Origin of the sequence: Agrobacterium sp. CGMCC 11546 (assembly GCF_013365515.1) — a bacterium.
In the GTDB taxonomy this organism is placed as follows: domain Bacteria; phylum Pseudomonadota; class Alphaproteobacteria; order Rhizobiales; family Rhizobiaceae; genus Agrobacterium; species Agrobacterium fabrum.
In genome coordinates this window covers 80153-100738 of the sequence record NZ_CP047389.1, presented here as the reverse complement: position 1 = coordinate 100738, position 20586 = coordinate 80153, and the positions used below count along the sequence as shown (strand labels likewise).

General features: G+C 56.2%; 20 protein-coding genes and 1 pseudogene. 12 read left to right on the top strand and 9 right to left on the bottom strand.

Annotation, left to right across the window (positions count from 1 at the left end; all coding sequences use genetic code 11):
* Positions 1–174 precede the first annotated feature (174 nt).
* From GSF67_RS23800 to GSF67_RS23790, 3 genes are all read left to right on the top strand, one after another.
* Positions 175–534 (top strand): hypothetical protein, encoded by a 360-nt coding sequence (locus GSF67_RS23800; protein ID WP_035215711.1) that lies wholly within the window; start codon positions 175–177, stop codon positions 532–534.
* Between the two features lie 13 nt (positions 535–547).
* Positions 548–1312, top strand: a complete 765-nt coding sequence (locus tag GSF67_RS23795; protein ID WP_006313616.1) for a Crp/Fnr family transcriptional regulator — start codon at positions 548–550, stop codon at positions 1310–1312.
* 141 nt (positions 1313–1453) lie between these two features.
* Complete coding sequence (locus GSF67_RS23790) at positions 1454–1681, top strand: hypothetical protein (RefSeq protein WP_006313615.1); 228 nt, start codon at positions 1454–1456, stop codon at positions 1679–1681.
* 125 nt (positions 1682–1806) lie between these two features.
* Here GSF67_RS23790 and GSF67_RS23785 read toward each other — a convergent pair whose 3' ends face one another.
* The 5 genes and pseudogenes from GSF67_RS23785 to GSF67_RS23765 all read right to left on the bottom strand — a co-directional run bounded on the left by GSF67_RS23785 (position 1807) and on the right by GSF67_RS23765 (position 5881).
* On the bottom strand, positions 1807–2349 hold the full coding sequence (locus GSF67_RS23785; RefSeq protein WP_006313614.1) for a sigma-70 family RNA polymerase sigma factor: 543 nt from the start codon (positions 2347–2349) through the stop codon (positions 1807–1809).
* Positions 2350–2576: 227 nt separating this feature from the next.
* Positions 2577–2678, bottom strand: a pseudogene (locus GSF67_RS23780) (DUF892 family protein); the annotation flags it as partial.
* A 40-nt stretch (positions 2679–2718) separates the two neighbouring features.
* On the bottom strand, positions 2719–4860 hold the full coding sequence (gene catE, locus GSF67_RS23775) for a catalase C (protein WP_006313612.1): 2142 nt from the start codon (positions 4858–4860) through the stop codon (positions 2719–2721).
* A 76-nt stretch (positions 4861–4936) separates the two neighbouring features.
* Positions 4937–5539 (bottom strand): general stress protein, encoded by a 603-nt coding sequence (locus tag GSF67_RS23770; RefSeq protein ID WP_006313611.1) that lies wholly within the window; start codon positions 5537–5539, stop codon positions 4937–4939.
* A gap of 24 nt (positions 5540–5563) precedes the next feature.
* A complete protein-coding gene (locus GSF67_RS23765; RefSeq protein WP_006313610.1) occupies positions 5564–5881 on the bottom strand; it encodes a hypothetical protein in 318 nt (105 codons plus the stop codon).
* 532 nt (positions 5882–6413) lie between these two features.
* Between GSF67_RS23765 and GSF67_RS23760 the strand changes: the two genes are divergently transcribed.
* Both GSF67_RS23760 and GSF67_RS23755 read left to right on the top strand, forming a co-directional pair.
* Entirely contained in the window at positions 6414–6908 is a 495-nt protein-coding gene (locus GSF67_RS23760) for a ferritin-like domain-containing protein (RefSeq protein ID WP_006313609.1), read from the top strand.
* Positions 6909–7608: 700 nt separating this feature from the next.
* Positions 7609–8469 carry an alpha/beta fold hydrolase gene (locus GSF67_RS23755; protein ID WP_035215708.1) on the top strand — a complete coding sequence of 287 codons (861 nt, stop codon included), beginning with the start codon at positions 7609–7611 and terminating at the stop codon, positions 8467–8469.
* Between the two features lie 116 nt (positions 8470–8585).
* Here the strand turns inward: GSF67_RS23755 and GSF67_RS23750 are convergent, their stop codons facing one another.
* A complete protein-coding gene (locus GSF67_RS23750; RefSeq protein WP_006313607.1) occupies positions 8586–9170 on the bottom strand; it encodes a TetR/AcrR family transcriptional regulator in 585 nt (194 codons plus the stop codon).
* Between the two features lie 222 nt (positions 9171–9392).
* On the opposite strand from GSF67_RS23750, the gene GSF67_RS23745 reads away from it, so the two are divergent.
* The 4 genes from GSF67_RS23745 to GSF67_RS23730 all read left to right on the top strand — a co-directional run bounded on the left by GSF67_RS23745 (position 9393) and on the right by GSF67_RS23730 (position 14329).
* Entirely contained in the window at positions 9393–10382 is a 990-nt protein-coding gene (locus GSF67_RS23745) for an XdhC family protein (protein WP_006313606.1), read from the top strand.
* A gap of 127 nt (positions 10383–10509) precedes the next feature.
* Positions 10510–11043 (top strand): 2Fe-2S iron-sulfur cluster-binding protein, encoded by a 534-nt coding sequence (locus GSF67_RS23740; RefSeq protein WP_006313605.1) that lies wholly within the window; start codon positions 10510–10512, stop codon positions 11041–11043.
* Positions 11040–12029 carry a xanthine dehydrogenase family protein subunit M gene (locus GSF67_RS23735; protein WP_006313604.1) on the top strand — a complete coding sequence of 330 codons (990 nt, stop codon included), beginning with the start codon at positions 11040–11042 and terminating at the stop codon, positions 12027–12029. The genes GSF67_RS23740 and GSF67_RS23735 overlap by 4 nt, the downstream gene beginning before the upstream one ends.
* On the top strand, positions 12026–14329 hold the full coding sequence (locus tag GSF67_RS23730; protein ID WP_006313603.1) for a xanthine dehydrogenase family protein molybdopterin-binding subunit: 2304 nt from the start codon (positions 12026–12028) through the stop codon (positions 14327–14329). Before GSF67_RS23735 ends, GSF67_RS23730 begins: the two co-directional genes overlap by 4 nt.
* Before the next feature lie 309 nt (positions 14330–14638).
* Here GSF67_RS23730 and GSF67_RS23725 read toward each other — a convergent pair whose 3' ends face one another.
* From GSF67_RS23725 to GSF67_RS23715, 3 genes are all read right to left on the bottom strand, one after another.
* Complete coding sequence (locus tag GSF67_RS23725) at positions 14639–15304, bottom strand: NTP transferase domain-containing protein (RefSeq protein ID WP_006313602.1); 666 nt, start codon at positions 15302–15304, stop codon at positions 14639–14641.
* Positions 15305–15415: 111 nt separating this feature from the next.
* Positions 15416–16171 (bottom strand): BPL-N domain-containing protein, encoded by a 756-nt coding sequence (locus GSF67_RS23720; RefSeq protein WP_006313601.1) that lies wholly within the window; start codon positions 16169–16171, stop codon positions 15416–15418.
* Positions 16172–16279: 108 nt separating this feature from the next.
* On the bottom strand, positions 16280–17737 hold the full coding sequence (locus GSF67_RS23715; protein ID WP_006313600.1) for a hypothetical protein: 1458 nt from the start codon (positions 17735–17737) through the stop codon (positions 16280–16282).
* A gap of 334 nt (positions 17738–18071) precedes the next feature.
* On the opposite strand from GSF67_RS23715, the gene GSF67_RS23710 reads away from it, so the two are divergent.
* The 3 genes from GSF67_RS23710 to GSF67_RS23700 are packed head-to-tail and all read left to right on the top strand — an operon-like array spanning position 18072 to position 20551.
* Positions 18072–18527 (top strand): PepSY domain-containing protein, encoded by a 456-nt coding sequence (locus tag GSF67_RS23710; RefSeq protein ID WP_006313599.1) that lies wholly within the window; start codon positions 18072–18074, stop codon positions 18525–18527.
* A gap of 3 nt (positions 18528–18530) precedes the next feature.
* Positions 18531–19196, top strand: a complete 666-nt coding sequence (locus GSF67_RS23705) for a response regulator transcription factor (RefSeq protein ID WP_006313598.1) — start codon at positions 18531–18533, stop codon at positions 19194–19196.
* On the top strand, positions 19193–20551 hold the full coding sequence (locus GSF67_RS23700; RefSeq protein WP_035215656.1) for a HAMP domain-containing sensor histidine kinase: 1359 nt from the start codon (positions 19193–19195) through the stop codon (positions 20549–20551). Before GSF67_RS23705 ends, GSF67_RS23700 begins: the two co-directional genes overlap by 4 nt.
* Positions 20552–20586 lie beyond the last annotated feature (35 nt).

Sequence of the window (20586 nt, the reverse complement as noted above, 5' to 3'; positions counted from 1 at the left end):
CGTCGGCGCCCAACCTGCGCGACTTGCTACTCTTCGCGGCGCAATAGTCTTTCTGATACAGTCGTCCCTCGTACTTATTTCGATTAAATTGGGTGACAGAAGCTGGAATCTCATCGATCGAGCGTTATGGTTGGTAACAGGCACACGCATGCCGTAGTATCCGAGGAGCAAAGCGTGGAGACTGTCAAACGCCTCACCGTCGCAATCATCGGCATGGCCGATACCTTAACATCGCAGATCAGGACAGCCTGGTGTCACGCCCAGATCGACCTTGAGGGACCTTACTCCGCCAGCTTCATAGAACGTGAAGTTGTTCTCAAATTCGTCGCCGCGATCATCGACGTTCGCTATGAGGCGGACGTCATGCTGCGCCTGACCGAGCAACTTGACGGAGAAGCCATCCCGTATCTTTTTTTCGTGCCGGAAACGGTAATCGACAGTGAGCCTGGACCTTTTGTCCTATCCGGACGTTCAGAAGACATCGCGAATATTGTTTCCGCCTTAACCGCGCAAGGCGGAGGCGTTCGGCACTAAAGCGAGGCATCTTATGCTGAAACGACCTGACGGCCATGATGAAGCAAATATTTTGCTGTCTCTTTTGCCCGATGATGTTCGACATGACGTTATGAGCGTGTGCAGACCGGTCAAGTTAAACTTGGGTGATATGCTGATTTCAGCAGGTGCACCTATCGAGCGTGTTTTTTTTCCGTCATCCGGCATAGCCTCCATTGTTGTGGTTTCCAGATCGGGGCGTAAGACCGAAGCGGGACTCGTTGGAAAAGAGGGGTTTGTGCCAACGGGAGCCTTGGCTGGCGCACAAACAAATCTGACCGAAATAGTAGTGCAGGCCCCGGGCGAAGCGCTTTTCGTGGAAAGAGGATCGTTTGACGCACTTCGCGCACGACATAGAATTTTTTCGGACATCCTGATCTGCGCTGTACACGCCTCAAGAACACAGGTGGAATGCACCGCTTCTTCCAATGCTACGCAGTCTGTAACGGAGCGACTCGCCCGGTGGCTTCTGATGTGCCACGACCGCGTACACGGAGATTTCTTGCACCTGACCCACGACTTTTTATCCACCATGCTGGCGGTGAGACGCGCTAGTGTGACAGATGCCCTGCACGTTCTCGAAAGCCAGGGGTTTATCCGTTCCGAAAGAGGAAGAATCACGATTAGGAACCGCGAGACTCTCGAAATATATGCACATGATCTCTATGGTTTGCCCGAGGAGGAGAATAATCGCATGCTCGCCCACTTTCTGCGCGAATACCGGTCCGACGTTGCGCTCGGCGACTTAACCGCTTCCTAGAACGGCGAGGGTCAATAGACCGCACCTTCGCTGCTTTCATCATTGGTACGCTTCCGTACATTTACCTTTACTTTTTTCTCTATAATATAAATGCATCATCCTTCACGCTGTGAAGCGCCGAGCGCGTTTCAAGGAGGTGAAATGCACGAGCATCACTATTATCAACGTTCCGGAATTTTTCTGAACGAAGACATTAATGTCGTGAAGTCTGCGTACGAAACTGTTCTGTCCGCCGAGCCAGATTCCGCTTTATCGGCAACGGACGTCGCCCGTTATGTCCTGAAAATGTATGATCGTGGTGTTGTTGACCCCTCGAAACTTCAAGGGCTCGCAGTTCTCTATTTTCGAACAAAATTACGTGTCGGCTGATGGCAGGCAACCATCTCGCCCAACTCAGAGGCGGTTTCTCGTTAAGGCGTTTCTACTTTTTCGGGACAGCCCGATCCTTTTTTCTGGTTTTACTACCCAGTTTTCGGGTGCCTCGCAGGCACAGGTCAATGGGGTGTTCCCACTCGATCTAGCTTTTGCCGTAGCGACTCCCTTGCCCTGTTGACACGACTTTTGATAGTGCCCACGCGGCAACCACAAATGGCCGCGGCATCGGAATAACTTGTTCCTCCGGCTATGAGCAGCAACGCTTTTTTCTGATCTTTGTCGAGTTCAAGGATGGCTCGCATCACTTCTTGGTGCTGCAGACGCCATTCCTGGTCGGCAGGAATAGACATTGATTGCTCTATACCGACCGGCAAACCAACACATTCCCGTCTGGACACCTTGTAGCGAGTGCAGAAAGTATTGCGCAAAATAGTGAAGAGCCACGATTTCAGTGCTGTGCCGGGGGTAAAGCCCTGCAACGATCGAAATCCCCGCAACATTGTCTCCTGCACAAGATCGTTGACATCATCTTCGTTTCTGACGAAGCGACGCGCAAAAGCCGTCAGGGCTGGTGCCAGATCCGCAATGCCGCTCCGCAAAACCTCAAGCTGCCCTTCGGTCAACGTGTTCCCAGGCGCTCCACTCACAGCGTGCTTGGCCATTTTCCCATCCTTTCACTAAGTGGGAAATGCCTACGTGTCGGCTTGGTTGCTGTACGCCAACGTACAATTGCGACATCCACCTGCGGGCGTTGATCGGGACTGCGATGTCTCTGCTCGATTATGCGGTCCGGGATGTTGACCGCACACGATTGGCGGCTTGCTTCGCTATCGTAGAACGAACGTTCCGTACCTCACCCACACCGGCGTCGTTGGATTTGCTCGACCAATGCACTTGGGAGTGCAGGCAGCGCCTTCAAGATCTGACGTTCGGCGAAATATATATCCTTCAACGTGTCGAGGAAAAGGTCTTCCAATGTCTTCTCAGCCATTTCGGTCTCCTGGCGGTCAGCGTTGGGGGATTAGTGTTCGTTATTCCTTGTCGACTGGAACGGATGCCTTGCCGAGTTTCAGCGAGGGTTCCCGAGCCCAGACACGCAATTTCCCAAGTTCTGCCACGAAGGCCGCAAGCCCTTCCTCGCCGGGTAAGGGCAGCACGCCTTCATCCATGGCGTCGGCAATTCCGGCGATTTCCAGCAACGGCAACGCTGACCGGTCGTATCCGATGAATTTGCAGTGCTGGAACGCGTCTGCAACGAAATCCCGGGCAGTTGCCTCCTCGGTCAGCTCAGCGATGGCCGCCTCCGATGTCAGAAGAGCCACCGCATCGAAAAGCACCGAAGGGCCCCCATCAATCATGTGATGTGCCTCGATAAGGGTGCCGTTCGACGCCGTTACGCCCCCGACCTTGGGCGCGATGAACTCGAAGACGGCTTTTTCGGCTGTTACTGCCTGGGTCAGCCCCTTCAGCAGTTTTGCGTCCACGCCATCCGTGATGAGAATGCCAAGCTTGCGGCCTTCGAAGCGTTTGGGACCCCGTTCAACGATGCTGAGCGCGGGCGACGGCTCCAGATCCTGACGGGTAGGAATGGCCGTATTCGCCGGCTCCGGCATTGTCTGAAGGCCGAGCTTCTGCGCCACCGTCGTAGCGAGGGTTTCGTCGATATTAAGAAGATGTGAAACCATCCTCTCTCGAATCTCCACCGTTTCGACCTTGCTGAGTTCGAAAGTCAGGGCCGATGCGATATGACGTTGTTCGGGTGGCGTCTGGCTGATGTAGAACTGCCGTGCTTGACTATAGTGATCGGCAAAACTTTCCGGCCGCAACCTTGCCTTGACCCCCTGCTCCTCAGCCGCGAAATGCTGGAAACCACGCGTCGGCGATTCCCGCGGGCCTTCCCCGAATGAATTCGGCTGATAATTGGCCCGTCCTGTCGGATTTCGCATCGCCATGTGACCGTCCTGCTGGAAATGCGCGAAAGGACACTTTGGCGCATTGATCGGCAAATGCGTGAAGTTGGGACCGCCAAGACGCTTCAACTGCGTATCGAGATAGGAAAAATTTCTGCCCTGCAGCAGTGGGTCATTGCTGAAATCGATGCCCGGCGGGACGTTTTGTGTCATGAACGCCACCTGCTCCGTCTCGGCGAAGAAATTGTCAGGCATACGGTCGAGCACGAGTCGGCCGACAGGCTTTGGAGCCAATATCTCTTCAGGAATGATCTTGGTAGGGTCAAGAACGTCGAAATCGAAGCTGTCGGCGAAATCCTGATCGAAGAGCTGGACCTGCAACTCCCATTCCGGGAAATTTCCCGACTGGATTGCGGTCCAGAGATCACGCCGGTGAAAATCGGGATCGGCACCATTGATCTTGACCGCCTCGTTCCACGCCACCGACTGCAACCCAAGTTTTGGCTTCCAGTGAAACTTCACAAAGGTTGATTGCTCCTTCGCATTGATGAAGCGGAAGGTGTGCACACCGAAGCCTTCCATGAAGCGGAAGGAACGCGGAATGGTGCGGTCGGACATGATCCACATCACCATGTTCATGCTTTCGGGCGTGAGACTGATGAAATCCCAGAAGGTGTCATGTGCCGTTTGAGCTTGTGGAAAGGCGCGATCGGGCTCCTGCTTGGCCGCATGGACGAGATCCGGAAACTTGATCGCATCCTGAATGAAAAATACCGGGATGTTGTTGCCGACGAGATCCCAGTTGCCCTCCTTGGTATAGAGCTTCACGGCAAAACCGCGCACATCGCGTGCGAGATCGGCCGAGCCCTTGTTGCCGGCAACAGTCGAGAACCGCACAAAGGCCGGGGTTCTTTCCCCTGCCCGTTGAAACAAATCCGCCTTGGTATGGGTGGCAAGGGAATCATAAGTCTCGAAATAGCCGTGCGCGCCATATCCGCGGGCGTGGACGACGCGCTCGGGAATTCTCTCGTGATCGAAATGGAAGATCTTCTCGCGAAAATGGAAGTCATCCACCACGAGCGGCCCGCGAGGACCGATCCGAAGCGAATTCTGGTCGTCTGCAACTGGAGCCCCTTGAGCGGTCGTCAAAACGGGTTCGTCGCCGGTGGCAATCTGGTGCAGCTCGCCACCTGCTCCCCGGATAAGCTGCTGGTCATGGATGGTGGCGGTAACGGACGAGGTGGAATTTGGTTTTCTGGCCATGTTAGCTCCCTACATGGAGTTGACCAAAGGGCCGAGGCGAACTCATGTCCTTGGTCAACGATAACGGGCGTATCAATCAAATCGTTGAACGGCGATACCGGTTCCGTTCCTGTTCGACATCTTCAGGCGCGTATGGTCTCGCCGCCTCGTCGAAACGCGTCCAGCCCTGGTCACGATAGGCAGCACGGCGTTCCGGCAAGTCGACATAATTTGACCGTTTGAGGATATCCTCTGCCTCCGGCACAAGATTTTCTTCCACTCTGGCCGTAACGATCGTGCCACCCCTTCTTATGCCTTCCGCATAGACGTTGGCGTCCTCCTCGGAAACGCCGGAGCGTGTCATGGCTCCGATCACCCCGCCGGCTGCACCGCCGGCAACGGCTCCGCCGGCTGCACCCACGGCCGTTGCAGCAAGCCAGCCGGCGGCAACAACCGGTCCCAGGCCCGGAATCGCCATTAATCCAAGACCGGTTAGCAAACCGCCCGCACCACCAACGACTGCGCCAATTCCTGCGCCGGTGCCAGCACCCTCGGCCGCATTTGAATCTTCTCCGTGTCGTCTGTCGACGTTATTGCCCACAATGCTGATATCGTTTGACGGCACGCCCGCTCTCTCAAGTTCGCTGACAGCAGCACTTGCGTCATCGTAATTGTCAAAAAGCCCGGTTACGGTTCTCATATGATTTCTCCCACAAAAAATGCCTCACTTGGCGACGACATTGCCCTGGTAATCCAGCGCTATGGTCACAGCTTTTCCGCCCTTTGTTCCCGATGCCATCCACACGCCTTTGTCATCTTTTTTCAGGTCCTTGACTTGGGTGTAACCGGCCGCCTCAATGCGTTCCTTGGCCTGTGCCTCGGTGAAACTATTGGCGCCTTCCACCGGCGCAGTCGGATTTTTGAGATCCGGTGTCGCAATAGCCGGCATGTCTCCTCCGGGATTGGCGGCTGGCGCCTGTTGGGCGAAAGCCGACAGCGCACTGCCGCCGAAGAACAACGCAACGAGAACAGTTTTTTTCATTTGGATTTTTCCTCCGCTTTCATGGATTTCTAGCTCCCATTTGCGAGATGACTTCCGCGAAAGGAAATCCATCTCGGGCCGGCAGAACGCCTCTCAAACAAACCGAAATGCAGAGAGTTCCCAAAAATTATTTTGGTTGGTGAAGCTGTTCGCCCGATGATCGCCGACGTAACGTCAGACGGTGCGTGGCCGGAAGAGCGAAAACGGCGTTGGATACGACACGCTCGCGCGGGTCACTTGTCGCGCAGTGGTGCTCTCAGGGCTTTGCTGCCGGGATATTGACCGTCCTTCGGGCGTTCAGCCCAGATTTGTCGTAATTATGAGGCCGACATTATTCAGAGCCTGAAAAATTTCCGCTGTGATGAGCTCCGTCCTCATTTCCGACCACCGAGGAAACCCTTTGGAGAATGAAGTTGGAAGCGGGCTTGGAGTGTCATTGTGTGTCGTGTTTCGGCGGCCGGATGGCGAAGGCAAGGGAACCAAGCCTCCAACTGTGCATTTTCTCCGAGGAAACCAACGACCGGAGGAACCGATGAAAACACTTTCAGACATTTTCGAGCATACGTTGCGGGACGTCTATTATGCAGAGAACGCCATTACGAAGGCACTCCCCAAGGTTGCGAAGTCAGCGAAGAGCGCCGAACTGAAAAAGGCCGCCGAAGATCATCTTGCAGAGACAAAGGATCAGATCAAGAAGCTCGATGAGGTCTTCAAATCCATTGGTAAAAAGGCTTCCGGCGAAAAGTGCGATGCCATTGAAGGTTTGATCAAGGAAGCCGAAGGTCTCATGGAGGAAGCAGAAGGAACTGCGCTCGATGCCGGCCTTCTGGCAGCGTGCCAAGCCGTCGAACACTACGAGATCGCTCGCTATGGTTCGCTCCGCGAGTGGGCCAAGGATCTTGGCCATGACGAGGCTCACAAACTCCTGAGCGAAATTCTCGATCAGGAAAAAGCGACGAACAACAAGTTGACCAATCTCGCAGTGACGACCGTCAATAAAACCTCTGCCGCCAAGAAGGCTGCATAAGGTGACGTGTGGTTTTTCTTAGCAGGTCTCCCCAGATCGGGGAGGCCATTTTTAAAAGGGCTAGTCGTGGATTCATCATAGCTGTACGTTTTATCCACCTCCCCCGCGGTTCTGACGGCCTTCTTTTTGACTCGGCTCGCACAGGCCATCCCCGCCTTGGTTTATCGTCGGCCGAAATAGGAGAAATGCCTGGAAAATGGATGGTACAGCGTCAGATTTGCCGCGTAGGTCGGCGCTTGCGCTGGCGTCGTCTGATCCAGACATCGATCGAATTCTTACCTTGATATGGGGCGATCTGGACGTTAGCCCTGGTCGTTACTGTTGGTTTTAATCTGAGACTGAACCATGCCTACCATCATGGTGAGCAACGGGGCAGAAGTGCCTCCTTGGATGAGGCCTTAACGACGTTTGCAATGCCATCGCGCTACGACGCTTGATATTTGCAATGCTATTCTTTCCATGCCCAGTTCGCGCCCAGCCGCGGTTTCCGATGAAATGCGGCTGCCCAAGCGGGTGGGTGTACCAGACCGTGCGGGAACCCGTTGCGAATGACACCGTTGCCCCTATTCGTCAGATGAGGGCAAGCTTTTTCGGAGGTTTTGTTGGGCGCGGGACTACCTATGCGCTCCGCGAAGCATTTGATCGAGAAAACTCAAAAATGCGCCAGAGAGCTCGTTCTTTCGGTGTGCCTAGGAGTGTCATGTTCGAGAACTTTCGTTTGGAGATGGTCAAGCTACCTGAGACAAAGCTGCGAGTGCGCCATGGAGGCTCCGGTCCGCCTCTTCTGCTGCTCCATGGTCACCCCAGAACGCACACCACTTGGTACAAGGTAGCTCCAATTCTGGCTGAGCATTTCACGGTGATTTGCCCCGACCTACGCGGCTTCGGTCAGTCGGGTAAACCAGATGACCCATATGATTATGAAGCTTCCTCCAAGCGTGCCAAGGCCCGGGACTGCGTCGCACTGATGGATCACTTCGGCTTTAATGAATTCTCATTGGCCGGGCATGACCGGGGCAGTTACACGGCATTCCGCACAGCAATGGACCACCCCGCGAGGGTAGCCAAGCTCGCGATCCTCGATGGAGTTCCGATCCTGGAGGCGCTGGAGCATTGCAATGCTCGGTTCGCCACTCAATGGTGGCACTGGTTCTTTTTCGCCCAGCACGACAAACCCGAGCAGGCGATATCCGCTGATCCGTTGAGATGGTACGGCGGAACGGAAGATTTGATGGGAAAGGAGAACTATGCCGATTTTCGCTTAGCAGTCCAAGACCACTCGACTATTCAGGGCATGCTGGGTGATTACCGAGCGGGTGTCCGCATAGACCACCTTCATGACCGTGAAGATCGAAATTCGGGGAGGAAGCTTCAATGTCCTCTTCGTGTCCTATGGTCCCTCCGGGATGATCTTGAAGACCTCTACAACGATGTGTTGGCAGTATGGCAACCTTGGGCGGAATTACCAGTGTCTGGTCTGGGGATCGATTCTGGGCACCACATGGCCGAAGAAGCTCCCCTGGAGGTTGCGCGCGAGCTTAAATCATTCTTCTTAGCTTGATATAAATGCGCGCATAATGATGGACGCGATCGCCGTTCCATGTTGAGGCTCGTCTCACGGCCACCGCTTTTCGGGTCTGGTCGACCTTCGCATGTTCAAGGCATGTTGGGTTGATGCTAACGCCGTAGCCCATCCATGACCAGCCGGACGATCCTGTGCGCACGATCGCGCCATTCGGGTCCCTCGGGTATGGAGTATATACCGAAAAGTGCGTTGAGTACGTCTGCAGCCTCGATGTCTCCCTTGACGGCATCAGCCTTGACGGCGTTGTCCAGCAGCCCTTCAAATGCGGTATGCAGCAACTTCGAGCCCTCGGCAAAGAGGGTGGAATTGGATGTGAACAGCAGTTTCAGGCTATTGGCCATACCCCGCTTTGCCGCCATGTAGTTGACGAAGCGGTTCATCCATTCTTCAACGGCCTCTGCTGGCTCCTCCTCCGCGATCAGGTCGCGCGCAGCAGTTGCCAACAGTTCCAGTTCGCGGCGATACACGCTTTCGACCAGATGTTCACGTGTCGGAAAATGCCTATACAGCGTGCCGATACCAACGCCAGCTCTTCTGGCAATATCCTCGAGTGAGGCGGCCGCGCCCTGCTCTGAAAATGCCAGCGACGCAACTTCTATCAGCTTTTCTCGATTTCGCCGGGCGTCCGCACGCAACGGGGCCTCTGAAAGCGGTGGCTGCGTTCGCTTCTTGGGCACGTGAAGGGCACTCCATGAGAAATTGCTTGACGAATGATCGCAAGTCATTAAGTTAAACGGAGGCGCCTCCGTTTATCGGTGCGCCCTTCGTTTCTTTAAATCATATGAGAGGCGAATGTCATGCCGAAATCAAAGAATGGGGCTGGCGGGCCCTGGCAAGTTAAGGGGTCTCAAGGAACTTAACGGCCTGCCGCTCATTCTGACCTCACACGGGAGGCGCTTATGACGCAATCGGCCGATATCATCCGACATAACGGCGGCGCACCACGTTGGTTGCCTCGCGACGCCGACATTCCAACGGTGGCTGTGCCGCAAAAGGCTTTTTCGACCGATACCGCCTGCGACATCCTGAGCTTCGCCATCGCGAATATAAAGGCTGGGCTTCAGGTGGGCCTATGCACGCTGGTGGAGATACGTGGCGGCTCGTCGCGTCCGCTCGGTGCCCATATGGCTGTCGCCCAAGATGGACGTTATTGCGGCTACGTGTCTGGTGGATGCACGGAAGCGGCCGTCGCCGCTGAAGCCTTGCAGGCTATGAAAAGTGGCCATGATCGCTTCGTGTTGCTGGGTGAAGGTTCGCCCTTCTTCGATATCGTCCTTCCGTGCGGAGGCGGCATTACAGTTGCCATTCATCTTCTGAAAGACGTGGACCCTCTCTGTTCCGTCAACATGCTGGTAGATGGGCGCCGGAGTGCAACGCTTTGCTATTCACCTGGCCTGGAGGAGCTTTCGCTCGGTTCCCCAGGTGCGCGAACTGGCTGGGATGGGGATATTTTTCTCACGTCATATCGGCCAAAACCGCGCGTCATTTTTTCGGGGCGCTCACTCGAGGTGGAAACAGCCGTAAATGTTGCGAAAGCCGGAGGATACGAGGTCATCTTTTTCGATCACACGGCCGGCGACAGCTTCGATAGCTCCCTGATTGATGCTGATACAGCCGTTGCGCTTCTGCTGCATGACCTGGATCTGGAAATACCGATCCTCGGCGCCGCACTTGTTGCGACGCCCTTTTATATTGGGGCTCTCGGCAGTTCCCGCACGCATGAAAAGCGCGTCGAGCGCCTGCGGCAAATTGGTCATTCGGAGGAAGCAATCGCTCGCATCAAGGCACCGATTGGACTTTTCGGGCGGGCGAGAGACGCGCAGTCTCTGGCCTTTTCGGTCGTCGCTGACATTGCGGCATCACGCCAGTCTTGCGTGATGCACAGCTAGATCAAGAACAGAAATAGCCGTTGCATCGACAGGTTCGACGGATAGCCACAGGCAAACCATCACCAGAAGTTCCACAAGTGCCGCTCGCAGGTGTCTGGCGCGTACTTTCAGATGAGGGAGATGTCCAATGCAATTTACAATTAACGGCACGGCAGTGGAGGTAGAAGCGGATATCCGTACCTCGCTGCTCGATCTCATGCGAAACTATCTGGGATTTACGGGTACGAAGAAGGGGTGCGATCAGGGGGCTTGCGGCGCCTGCACCGTGCTGGTGGACGGCGAGCGTATCAATTCCTGTCTGGCCCTCGCGGTTCAATATCAGGGCCGCAGCATTACAACTGTCGAAGGCCTTGCAGCAAATGGCAACCTTCATCCCCTGCAAAAAGCCTTCATCGAGCATGACGGTTTTCAATGCGGCTATTGCACGCCCGGGCAACTCTGTTCCGCTATCGGCATGGCAGGCGAAATCGAACGCAACATCCCCAGCATCGTCACCGCCGATCTTTCGAGTAACAGCATCACGGTCGATGATACCGAAATCCGTGAACGCATGAGCGGCAATCTCTGTCGCTGTGGGGCCTATAACGGCATCGTTGAGGCCATTTCCGATACGCTGGTCCAGCAGACGGCGGTGCCGAGCGAAGAGAGGGCACGGGCATGAATATCTTCTCCTATCATCAGCCTTCGGATACCGCTTCGGCAATCGCGCTCAAACAGGCGGGGCCGACCGCGAAATATCTGGGCGGAGGCACCAATCTTGTCGACCTCATGCGGGAGACCGTAGAACGACCGGAAACATTGGTCGACGTCACGCATCTGTCCAGCATCATTGAACGACGCACCGATGGTAGTCTGCTGGTTGGCGCAGGTGTGAAGAACACGGCGCTTGCAGCGCATGATGCGGTGCGGGCTCAATTTCCGTTGCTGTCCCGTGCCATACTTGCGGGAGCCAGCGCGCAAATTCGAAATGTTGCAACAGTCGGAGGCAATATCCTCCAGCGTACCCGGTGTCGATATTTCTATGATAATGCCGCCCGCTGCAACAAGCGTCAGCCCAATTCCGGCTGCGATGCACTGGAAGGGTTCAATCGCTATCACGCGATCCTCGGTGCATCTGAAAGCTGCGTCGCGACACATCCGTCCGACATGTGCGTGGCACTTGTCGCTCTGGACGCGTCGGTTCACCTCCAGGGCCCCGCGGGCACGCGCAGCCTGCCGCTGCGCGATCTTCACCGTCTTCCAGGCCACACGCCGGAGATAGAAACCGAACTCGATACGGATGATCTCATAACGGCCGTTGAAATTCCGTCGCTGCCTTTCGCAGGTCGGTCCACCTATCGGAAGGTCAGGGATCGCGCGAGTTATGCCTTCGCTCTCGTTTCCGTTGCTGCTGCGCTGGATGTGGATGACGCTGGCAACGTGAAAGATGTGAGGTTGGCGCTCGGTGGCGTTGCCCATAAGCCGTGGCGTGCGCTGAAAGCTGAATCGCGTCTCAAAGGCCAGCAGGCAAATGCCGAGAGTTTCCGGGCCGCCGCCGAGGCCGAGCTCGCAGACGCTGTCGGCTTACAAGACAACGCTTTCAAGATCGAGCTGGCAAAACGGACCATTGTCGCGGTTCTTGAGGAACTGAAGGGAGAAAGCGCATGAGCACCGATAGCCAGACATTGCCGGAAGCAGGCAAACAAGGCCGCTGGCAGCCTGCTGTTACATCCGATCCGTTGCTGCGCAAACATGGGGCGCTTGGGCAAGGTATATCCCGCATCGAAGGCCCCATGAAGGTTCAGGGCAAGACGCGTTTCGCGGCGGAGTTCCCCTACGACAATATCAGCTATGCGGCACTCGCTTTCAGTACTGTCGCGCGCGGCCGCGTCATCGAATTGAATGTAAGTGCAGCGGAAGCCGCACCCGGGGTTATCCTCGTCATGACCCATAAGAACGCGCCGCGGATGAAGGCGCCGTCCTTGATGATGTCCTCTCCGACAGCAGCGGGGGCCAGCAATCTGCCGGTCATGCAAAGCGACGAAATCCATTGGAATGGGCAGCCTATCGCACTCGTGCTGGCAGAGACGCAGGAACAGGCGGATCACGCAGCATCGCTGGTAACGGCAAAGTATGAACTGTTACCAGCGGTCACATCTTTCGATGACGCGAAGAAATCGCCCAGGCAGCTCGACAACCTGCTCGGCCAGCCGCCTTTCATCGACGTCGGCGATGCCGAGACCGCGCTTGCCAATGCGGAGGTCAAGGTCGACCTCGTCTACCGCACACCGCGCCACAACCACAATGCCATTGAACTGCATGCGGCAACCGTTGTCTGGAAGGATGATGAGCTTCGCGTGCATGATGCCAGCCAGCTGCTCGACCTTACGACAGGTCAGCTCGCGGATATTTTCGGTCTCGATGTCAGCAAGGTTCACGTGACCTCGCCTTATGTCGGCGGTGGCTTTGGTGGGAAATGCTTCTGGGACCATCAAATCCTGGCCTGTGCCGCAGCCAGACTTGCCGGTCGGCCCGTGCGGATCATGCTATCGCGCGAAGGAGTCTTCAGGATCATCGGTGGTCGAACGGTAACGGAACAGCGCGTGGCGCTGGGCGCAAAGGCCGATGGAACGCTCGATGCGCTGATCCACACCGGGACGGCAGCCATGACGCTGCATAATTCTTGCCCGGAACAATTCACCTTCCCCGCCCGCCACCTCTATGCCGCCAGAACGTTTCACATCGGTCAGGATGTCGCCGACATGGACATGCTGGCAAATACCTTCATGCGCGCTCCCGGTGAATCCGTCGGGACCTTCGCGCTTGAGTGTGCATTGGATGAACTGGCCGAGAAATTGGGACTGGATCCCATCGAGCTACGACGACGGATCGAACCAGAAAAGGATCCGACGACAGGTAAGCCATTCTCGTCACGTTATCTGATTGAAGCCTATGAGAAGGGCGCAGAGCAGTTCGGTTGGAGCAGACGGAGCCAGACCCCACGCCAAAAACGTGAAGGCGAATGGCTCATCGGCATGGGATGCGCCACCGCGACCTATCCCTACCATCGGTTTCCCGGTGGGGCCGTACGGATCAAACTGACGGCGGATGGCCGTGTCACTGTGTCGACCGCAGTCCATGACATGGGCATGGGAACGGCCACTGCCCAGATGCAACACCTTGCGGCCCGACTGGGCTTGTCCTTCGATCATGTGACGTTCGAATATGGCGACAGCAAGCTGCCACGTGGTGTGATCGCCGGAGGCTCGACACAAACCGCCTCCATCGGCGGCGCGGTCATCGCCGCAACTGAGGTCTTGGTGGAGGAGTTAATCAAGCTTTCCGGAAATGACTCTCCCCTTGCCGGGCTTTCGCTGCTTGAAGTCGAGGCAAGAGACGGGGGGCTTTCACACATAAGCGACAACAGCCTTTTTGAAAGTTACCAATCGATTCTCCGCCGGGCCGGCCGAGAAGAACTCGTTTGCGAAGCGGAAGCACCTGCACCAGCCGAAATGGAGGCCTTCTCCATGCATTCCTACGGCGCGCAGTTCTGCGAGGTGCATGTCAGCGCACGCACCGGTGAGACGCGCGTCTCGCGCTTTCTAGGTTCCTTCGATGCCGGGCAGATACTGAACAGCAAAATGGCCACCAGTCAGTTCAAAGGAGGTATCATCATGGGCATCGGTCTCGCTCTGACCGAAGAAACCAACTTCGATGAGCGAACGGGACGCATCGTCAACGCCTCCCTGGCGGATTACCATGTGCCAGTGCAGATGGACGTACCAGCAATCGAAATCCTCTACACCAACAAGCCCGACCCCCAAGCCCCCATGGGTGCACGCGGCATCGGAGAAATCGGCATCACCGGAGTTGGCGCGGCCGTCGCCAACGCGGTCTACAACGCGACAGGCGTTCGCGTCCGCGATTTGCCCATTACTCTGGACAAACTGACTGGTGGACTGGACTGACATCTTTTCCAGCGAGGGAACTTTGGTTCGCTCGCTGCGAAGGCGTGATTGATTGATCCACAAACTTGAGGGCGAAGACTACACCGACGGCCTTAATGGTCGCCGATGTTCACCTGGTTGCTACCTGCATCCGTTAGAGGTGGATGGAGACAGTCAAGTCACGCAACTTTCGCCCTACGCGAGATGGATCTCACATCAGCCGCCTTATCGCAGTCCAGTCGGTCGAAGGGCAGTCCACGTTGCCGGACAGCGACTCTAGGCCCCTACAAGAAAAGTAGGAAGCAGCGCCGCGTCCCCGCGCCGTGGACTTTATGTTCTTAAAATGCCTCCGGCCGCCACAACAGCCTCTGGCGTATCAACGTCCAGATGCGCCGAATCCCCGATTTCGACATCGAGGATCCGCAACCCCGACGTTTCGATGATCTGCCGCGCGCCAACATCGCCTTCAAGGCGCATGACGGCACCGTTTAGTGATCTCGGAAGGATGACCGGGTTGCCACGCTTGCCGCGCGAGACCGCGCGAACGATTGCCCGCCCGGAGGCCATGCGGAAGGCCGAGATCAGCGTGTCGAGATCGCCGATCGTCACGCCGGGCATATCGGCGAGCATGACGAGCACACCATCCGCATCACACGCTGCCGGGGCTGAAAATCCCGCGATCAGCGAGCTTGCAATGCCAGACGCATAATCCGGGTTATTGGTGGTGGTTACTCCCAGCCCGAGGAGCGCAGCCTCTATCTCGCGCCGCCTGTGACCAGTCACAACGATGACGGATGCTGCGTCAGCGGTGAGCGCGATTTCTGCTGAACGGCGGACAAGCGGCTTACCATTGAATTCGGCCAGCAACTTGTGAGCCCCGCCGTCGCCCATGCGGCTGGCTTTCCCAGCAGCGAGGATGATCGCCGCGACGGTCACCGGCCGACGGTTCCCCTCCGCTTTATCTTGCGGGGATGGGCGCGTCTCAATTTTCATCATCCATCCTCCCACGTTCATGTTTCTCACGAACCATTCATAATGATCTCCGATGAATGTAAATCTGCGGCTTGCGGGCCACACGCGATTTTTCGGCAGAGTTGCACACAAAAATCACCTCGGTTCGCTGCGAAACTCGTCCATAACGGAACGGAGCACACTGTGATCAGGCATTTTGTCAATCGGTATGCCCGCTTCGCGAAACCACGATCCATCTGCCTCTGCATGCGGGCCTGTCAGAACGACGATTCCACTGCCAAAATGGTAACGAGCCGCGGCAATATCGCCGTTCTGATAGGTGGCGATCTTTTTGAACCCGCGTACATCTTTCGGTTCTGACATGTACGGACCATCCTGAAAGAAGACCGTCTGCTTTTCCCCGTTCCAGCTCGTCGACACTGCCGTGCTGATGATGGAGCTTACAGGAAAACCGGGACGGCCGACCTCAGATTCAAGCTCATCATCGATGAGGCCTATCCCTGATCCGCTCGCGAGGTAGACGCCCATGCACGAGCCGAAAAAGCCGCCTCCCGCCTCGACAAATCTCCGGATCGCCTCCACCCGTTGCTCACCAAGGCTTTCAAAAGCGGCGGGAATATCCTGACCTCCGCCTGGCTGAACGTAGATGTCAAATTTTGAAAGAGTCTCATCGCGAATATCGATCTTCTCTTCCGCGCCGACGTAATCGACACGGTATTCCGGTCCGAGCGCCATTATCGATTTGCGCATGGTTTCGGAACAATCCTCGCAGCTGGCTGGCCCGCGGTAAACCGCAACTCGAACGATGCCTTCCCTCGCGTTGGAAGAAGATGCACACCAGGTTGTCGTGGCAAACACCGTGAGTGTGGCGGCAATGGTTTTGATGATCATGCTTTCGTCTCGCTCATTTCGCGCTTGTGGGGTCTACTGGGAGGCACCAGCGGGCATAAAACTGGAACAGGGCGACAGGGCGTTCAATGCGCCGCTTCTCCCTGCGGTTCATGGTGTGGCCTTCATCACTGGCTCTTCTCCCGAGGCCTCATCTTCCGGAACACGCATAGCCGCGCGTGGCTCGCCGGTGCTTTCATTGGACGGCAAAGTATCGGGTGTTGAATGATCGCGCGATAACCGGTCCTCAGGCGCCCAGGGCTTATCGTCATGGTCCGGCGATACACTGCCTGCGGTATCATCAAAAGTGCCCGCGTTCCCATCGTTCGAGTGATGGTCCAGCGGTGACGGAATAGCCGGCGGCGGTTCGTCCTGATCATCAGGAACATCGGGAGCCTGATCCGTTGAGTTGCTCTCAGGCAGCACCTCCGGCATGGTCCCGGAAGCTGCTTCAGAGGCGGGAAGACCTGTGTTGCTGAACTCATCAACCTCCGGTGAGCCCGATTTCTGGTTTGCGGAAATGTCTTCGACGCTGAAGTTCACACCTTGAGGAATGGGCACCACGGCGACGTTCGATAAATCCTCTTCGGGCATCGTCTGGTAAATGTTCGTCGTCTCGTTCGTGACGCTGTATATCGTTTCATAAGTGACGTTCTGGTAGGTCTCAGTTCGGCTTTCGGTCATGACCGGGCTCGAGATGACCATCGGTTCGCTGTAATAGCTGTCGGCGACACCTTGATAGTACCCGTCATAATATCCGTCCCAGTAGGTGTCGATCGACCGGTAGCTCTCAAAAGGGGCGACACTCACATAGTAGCTTGGGTAGTACTCCCTCGTGGTGAGTGAAAGAGCTGCGAAGGATCCAGACAGGACGGTCAGCGTAAATGAAAGGCGTTGATAGTCGTATGCGTTTGCAGGGGTGCTCTGCGTTATCGCAATTTCACGCCGCATCCTGATCACTTCACCGCGAAGAGCTGCATTGTCGGCGACATCGTCCTCCAGCTGCTGCATTCTATACGACAAGTCGGCAACTTTCCTTCTGAGCGCCTGCACATCCGACGCCGTTGCATTTGCCGCAGACGCCTTATGTTTTGCGAGAACGAAACGGCTCGAATATTCTGCCCAGGCTGCGTTGAACCGCTGGAGCGCGCGCGTTACAGCATCGCATTTGGCGGATGACAGTGAATAGCGGGTCTGCAGATTACCGACCGCGTGGGACAGCGCCTTGGTCGCCCGCGAGATGCGCGACGCGTCATGGGCTGCAATTGCGGTTTCCAGACTCTGGACGGCCCGGGTTGCCTCTGTCAGAGCAGCGAGCACTGCCACCCCGCTGCGACGCTTGCTGTCCCCCTTCGCTTCACTGAACGAGAAAGCGATTTCCGCCAGCGACCTGCGCATGTCACCAAGAAGGGCTTGCGCATTCATGCGGACAGGTGAGCCGGCAACCGCCTGCCCCATCGACAGCGATACGATCGCGGTCACCGCGACGGTTTGCTGGACCAGAGGGCTGGCCGCAAGCGCGGCGAACAGCGGGGTGAGCGACACAAGTTTCAGTTTGCTTCTAGGCATTTTCAGATCTCCTGTCTCAATCGTGTCTCAATCGTGTCTCAGCGCAGGAGGGCGCAATCCGTGTATGTCCGGTCGCGGCACTTTAAGGGCCCGTCTACGGACCATCCCGGCGCGTTTCGTGTTGCCAGGATCGTGAGAGCAACCATCCAGAAGACGGCGACAAATACGGCGGCTGGAAGCAGGCGGATGAACATCTGTGAACCTCACTGAACCCAACGGAGCAAAAATCCGTCGGGCAGTGATATATTCGACTGGACCTGACAGCCCCTTGAAGCTGTTGTCAGCGAATTGTCATCTTCACTCGTCTAAAGGTTCTGTGACCAGGGAGGTCAATGTGAAACCCTTGAGCCCAAAGCGATACGTCCGATACTCCGTCGTTCTGGCGTTGATGCTTTCAGCTGCATTTCACGCCCGTGCCTATGCCGAAGATGACACCGACGGAGGCGCCGAAAGCGAAACGTCCTCGCAGACCGAAAGCGACGACGGCGTTGCCGAGGGCGTCTATGATGGCAGTGACGCCGCGGGTTCGATGCGAGGTTTTTCAAACGACATCGAGGATGATGAACAGCAGGATCGCGGGGGGCTAAACAGTCTCCAGGGAGAACATATCCTTTCACTCGACAGCATTACTGCGAAAACCCAGGCACTCACGGACGGTCGCATTTTGGACGCTGAGCTTAAACCGCGCCATGACGGTCTCCGGTACGAACTCAAAGTCCTGGAAAACGACGACCGGTTGCGGCGATACTCATTCGACGCGCATGATGGCCGCCTCATTGGAGTGAAATGACCTATGCGCGTTCTTGTCGCTGAAGATGACAAACGTATAGCTCAGTCCCTTTCCGTCGCACTCGCGGCGGCCGGTTTCGTGACAGAGCTATCGGCAAACGGTGAGGACGCCTGGTTTAGGGGAGAAACGGAGGCATTCGATGCAGTCATTCTGGATCTCGGCCTTCCTGGCCTGGATGGATTGACCATTCTCAAGCGGTGGCGCCGCGACGGGCGCGCTACTCCAGTTCTCATCCTCACAGCCCGTGGAGACTGGAGTGAACGGGTCGAAGGTATCGAATCCGGTGCGGATGACTACGTCGTGAAGCCGTTCAGGATGGAGGAAGTTGTAGCGCGTGTCCGGGCGCTGGTGAGGCGCGCTGCCGGGTTTTCTTCGCCGATTATTACGATAGGTCAATACACCTTGGACACACGTCTGAAACAGGTCTCCATGGGAGGATTGCCCGTTGCGCTCTCTCCGCAGGAGTATCGCCTTCTGGCCTTCATGGCGCACAGGCCGGGTAAGGTCGTCTCCCAGTTGGAAATTACCGAACATCTTTATGCCCAGGATGACGATCGTCTGTCCAACGCTGTCGAGGTGCTGGTTGGTCGGCTTCGTCGCCGACTGGGTGCCGATATCATCATTACGCGAAGGGGGTTGGGATATCTCCTGGGTGGCCATGCCGCATGAAATCAAAATCACTGAAATCCCGCATGATAGTAGCAGGCGCGGTATGGATTTTTTTCGCGCTCATACTCGCAGGATCAGCAATATCCTACATGTTCATCGAAAACGTCGAAAAGGGGGTTCGCTCCGATCTTACCGCGACGCTCTCACGTCTCATTGCCATCATCGATCTTGACGCACAACAAGATCGGCCCCGCCTGACACGTCAGTTGCCAGACCCGAGGTATGAGACCCCATTCAGCGGCGTTTATTGGCAGATCACTGACGTGGACAATCAACAAGCACTGCGCTCACGCTCTCTGTGGGATAAAAATCTCCAGACCGGAGCGAAGAATACGGACGGGGAGCACTTCGCAAGTGTTCAGGGTCCAGCAGGCCAATCCCTGTTAGCGCTGTCGTTAACGACGACGTTCAAGGCCCGAAATCTTGAACGCCACTATCAGATCGTCGTTGCACAAGACCGTTCAATTCTGGACGAAACTATTCGTAAATTCGCGTGGGAAATGGCTGCGGCATTGACCGTGCTGGGCGCATCGCTTGTCCTTGCCGCCCTCTTTCAGGTCCGTTTTGGCCTTCTGCCGTTCCGACAGTTGAAGAGCGAAGTCGAGACTATCCGCAAAGGTGCCGCTTCCTCTTTAGGGAGCGAATATCCGACAGAGGTGTATCCGCTTGTTGCCGAAGTCAACGAACTGTTGAAACTGCAGGAGACATCGATAGAATTTGCACGGGCGCGCGCCTCCGATCTTGCTCACGGGTTGAAAACGCCCTTGTCCGTTCTTGCAACGATTGCCTATGAGCTAGAAAATCGTGGCGAGACATCCGCTGCGTCTGTCTTGTTCGATCTCTCAGACGAAATGAACAGCCGGATAGACTATCAATTGAAGTTGTCGAAACTCAGACAAAGAGCGAGGCTGCACAGCTTGCGGGCTCCTCTCGGATCGATCGTCAATCGTGCCGTCGCCGTTCTCAAAAAGACCAAAGAAGGCGAGCAACTGCACTGGCAAATCGAGATGGCGCAGAACATCGACGTTGATCTCGATGAAAACGATCTCGTTGAGCTGGTCGGTATATTGCTGGAAAATGCGGCGAAGTGGGCGACTTCGAAAGTGCATGTGTCAGCATCGATGCAAGATTATGTTGCGGAGTTGCGCGTCCACGATGACGGACATGGCATCGGGCAATCCCAGTCGGAGCTCATAGGGAAACGCGGCCAGCGCTTCGATGAAAGCGTTGGTGGTTCTGGACTGGGGTTGGCGATTGCAAGGGAAATTCTCGCGATAAACCACGGCTCTATCACCTTTGAAAGCGGGCAAGGCATGGGCACTCTTGTGATCGTCAGGCTTCCCCTTCCCGTCTGATCGCCGCCCTTCAAGCAAATTCATCAACGCCGGTT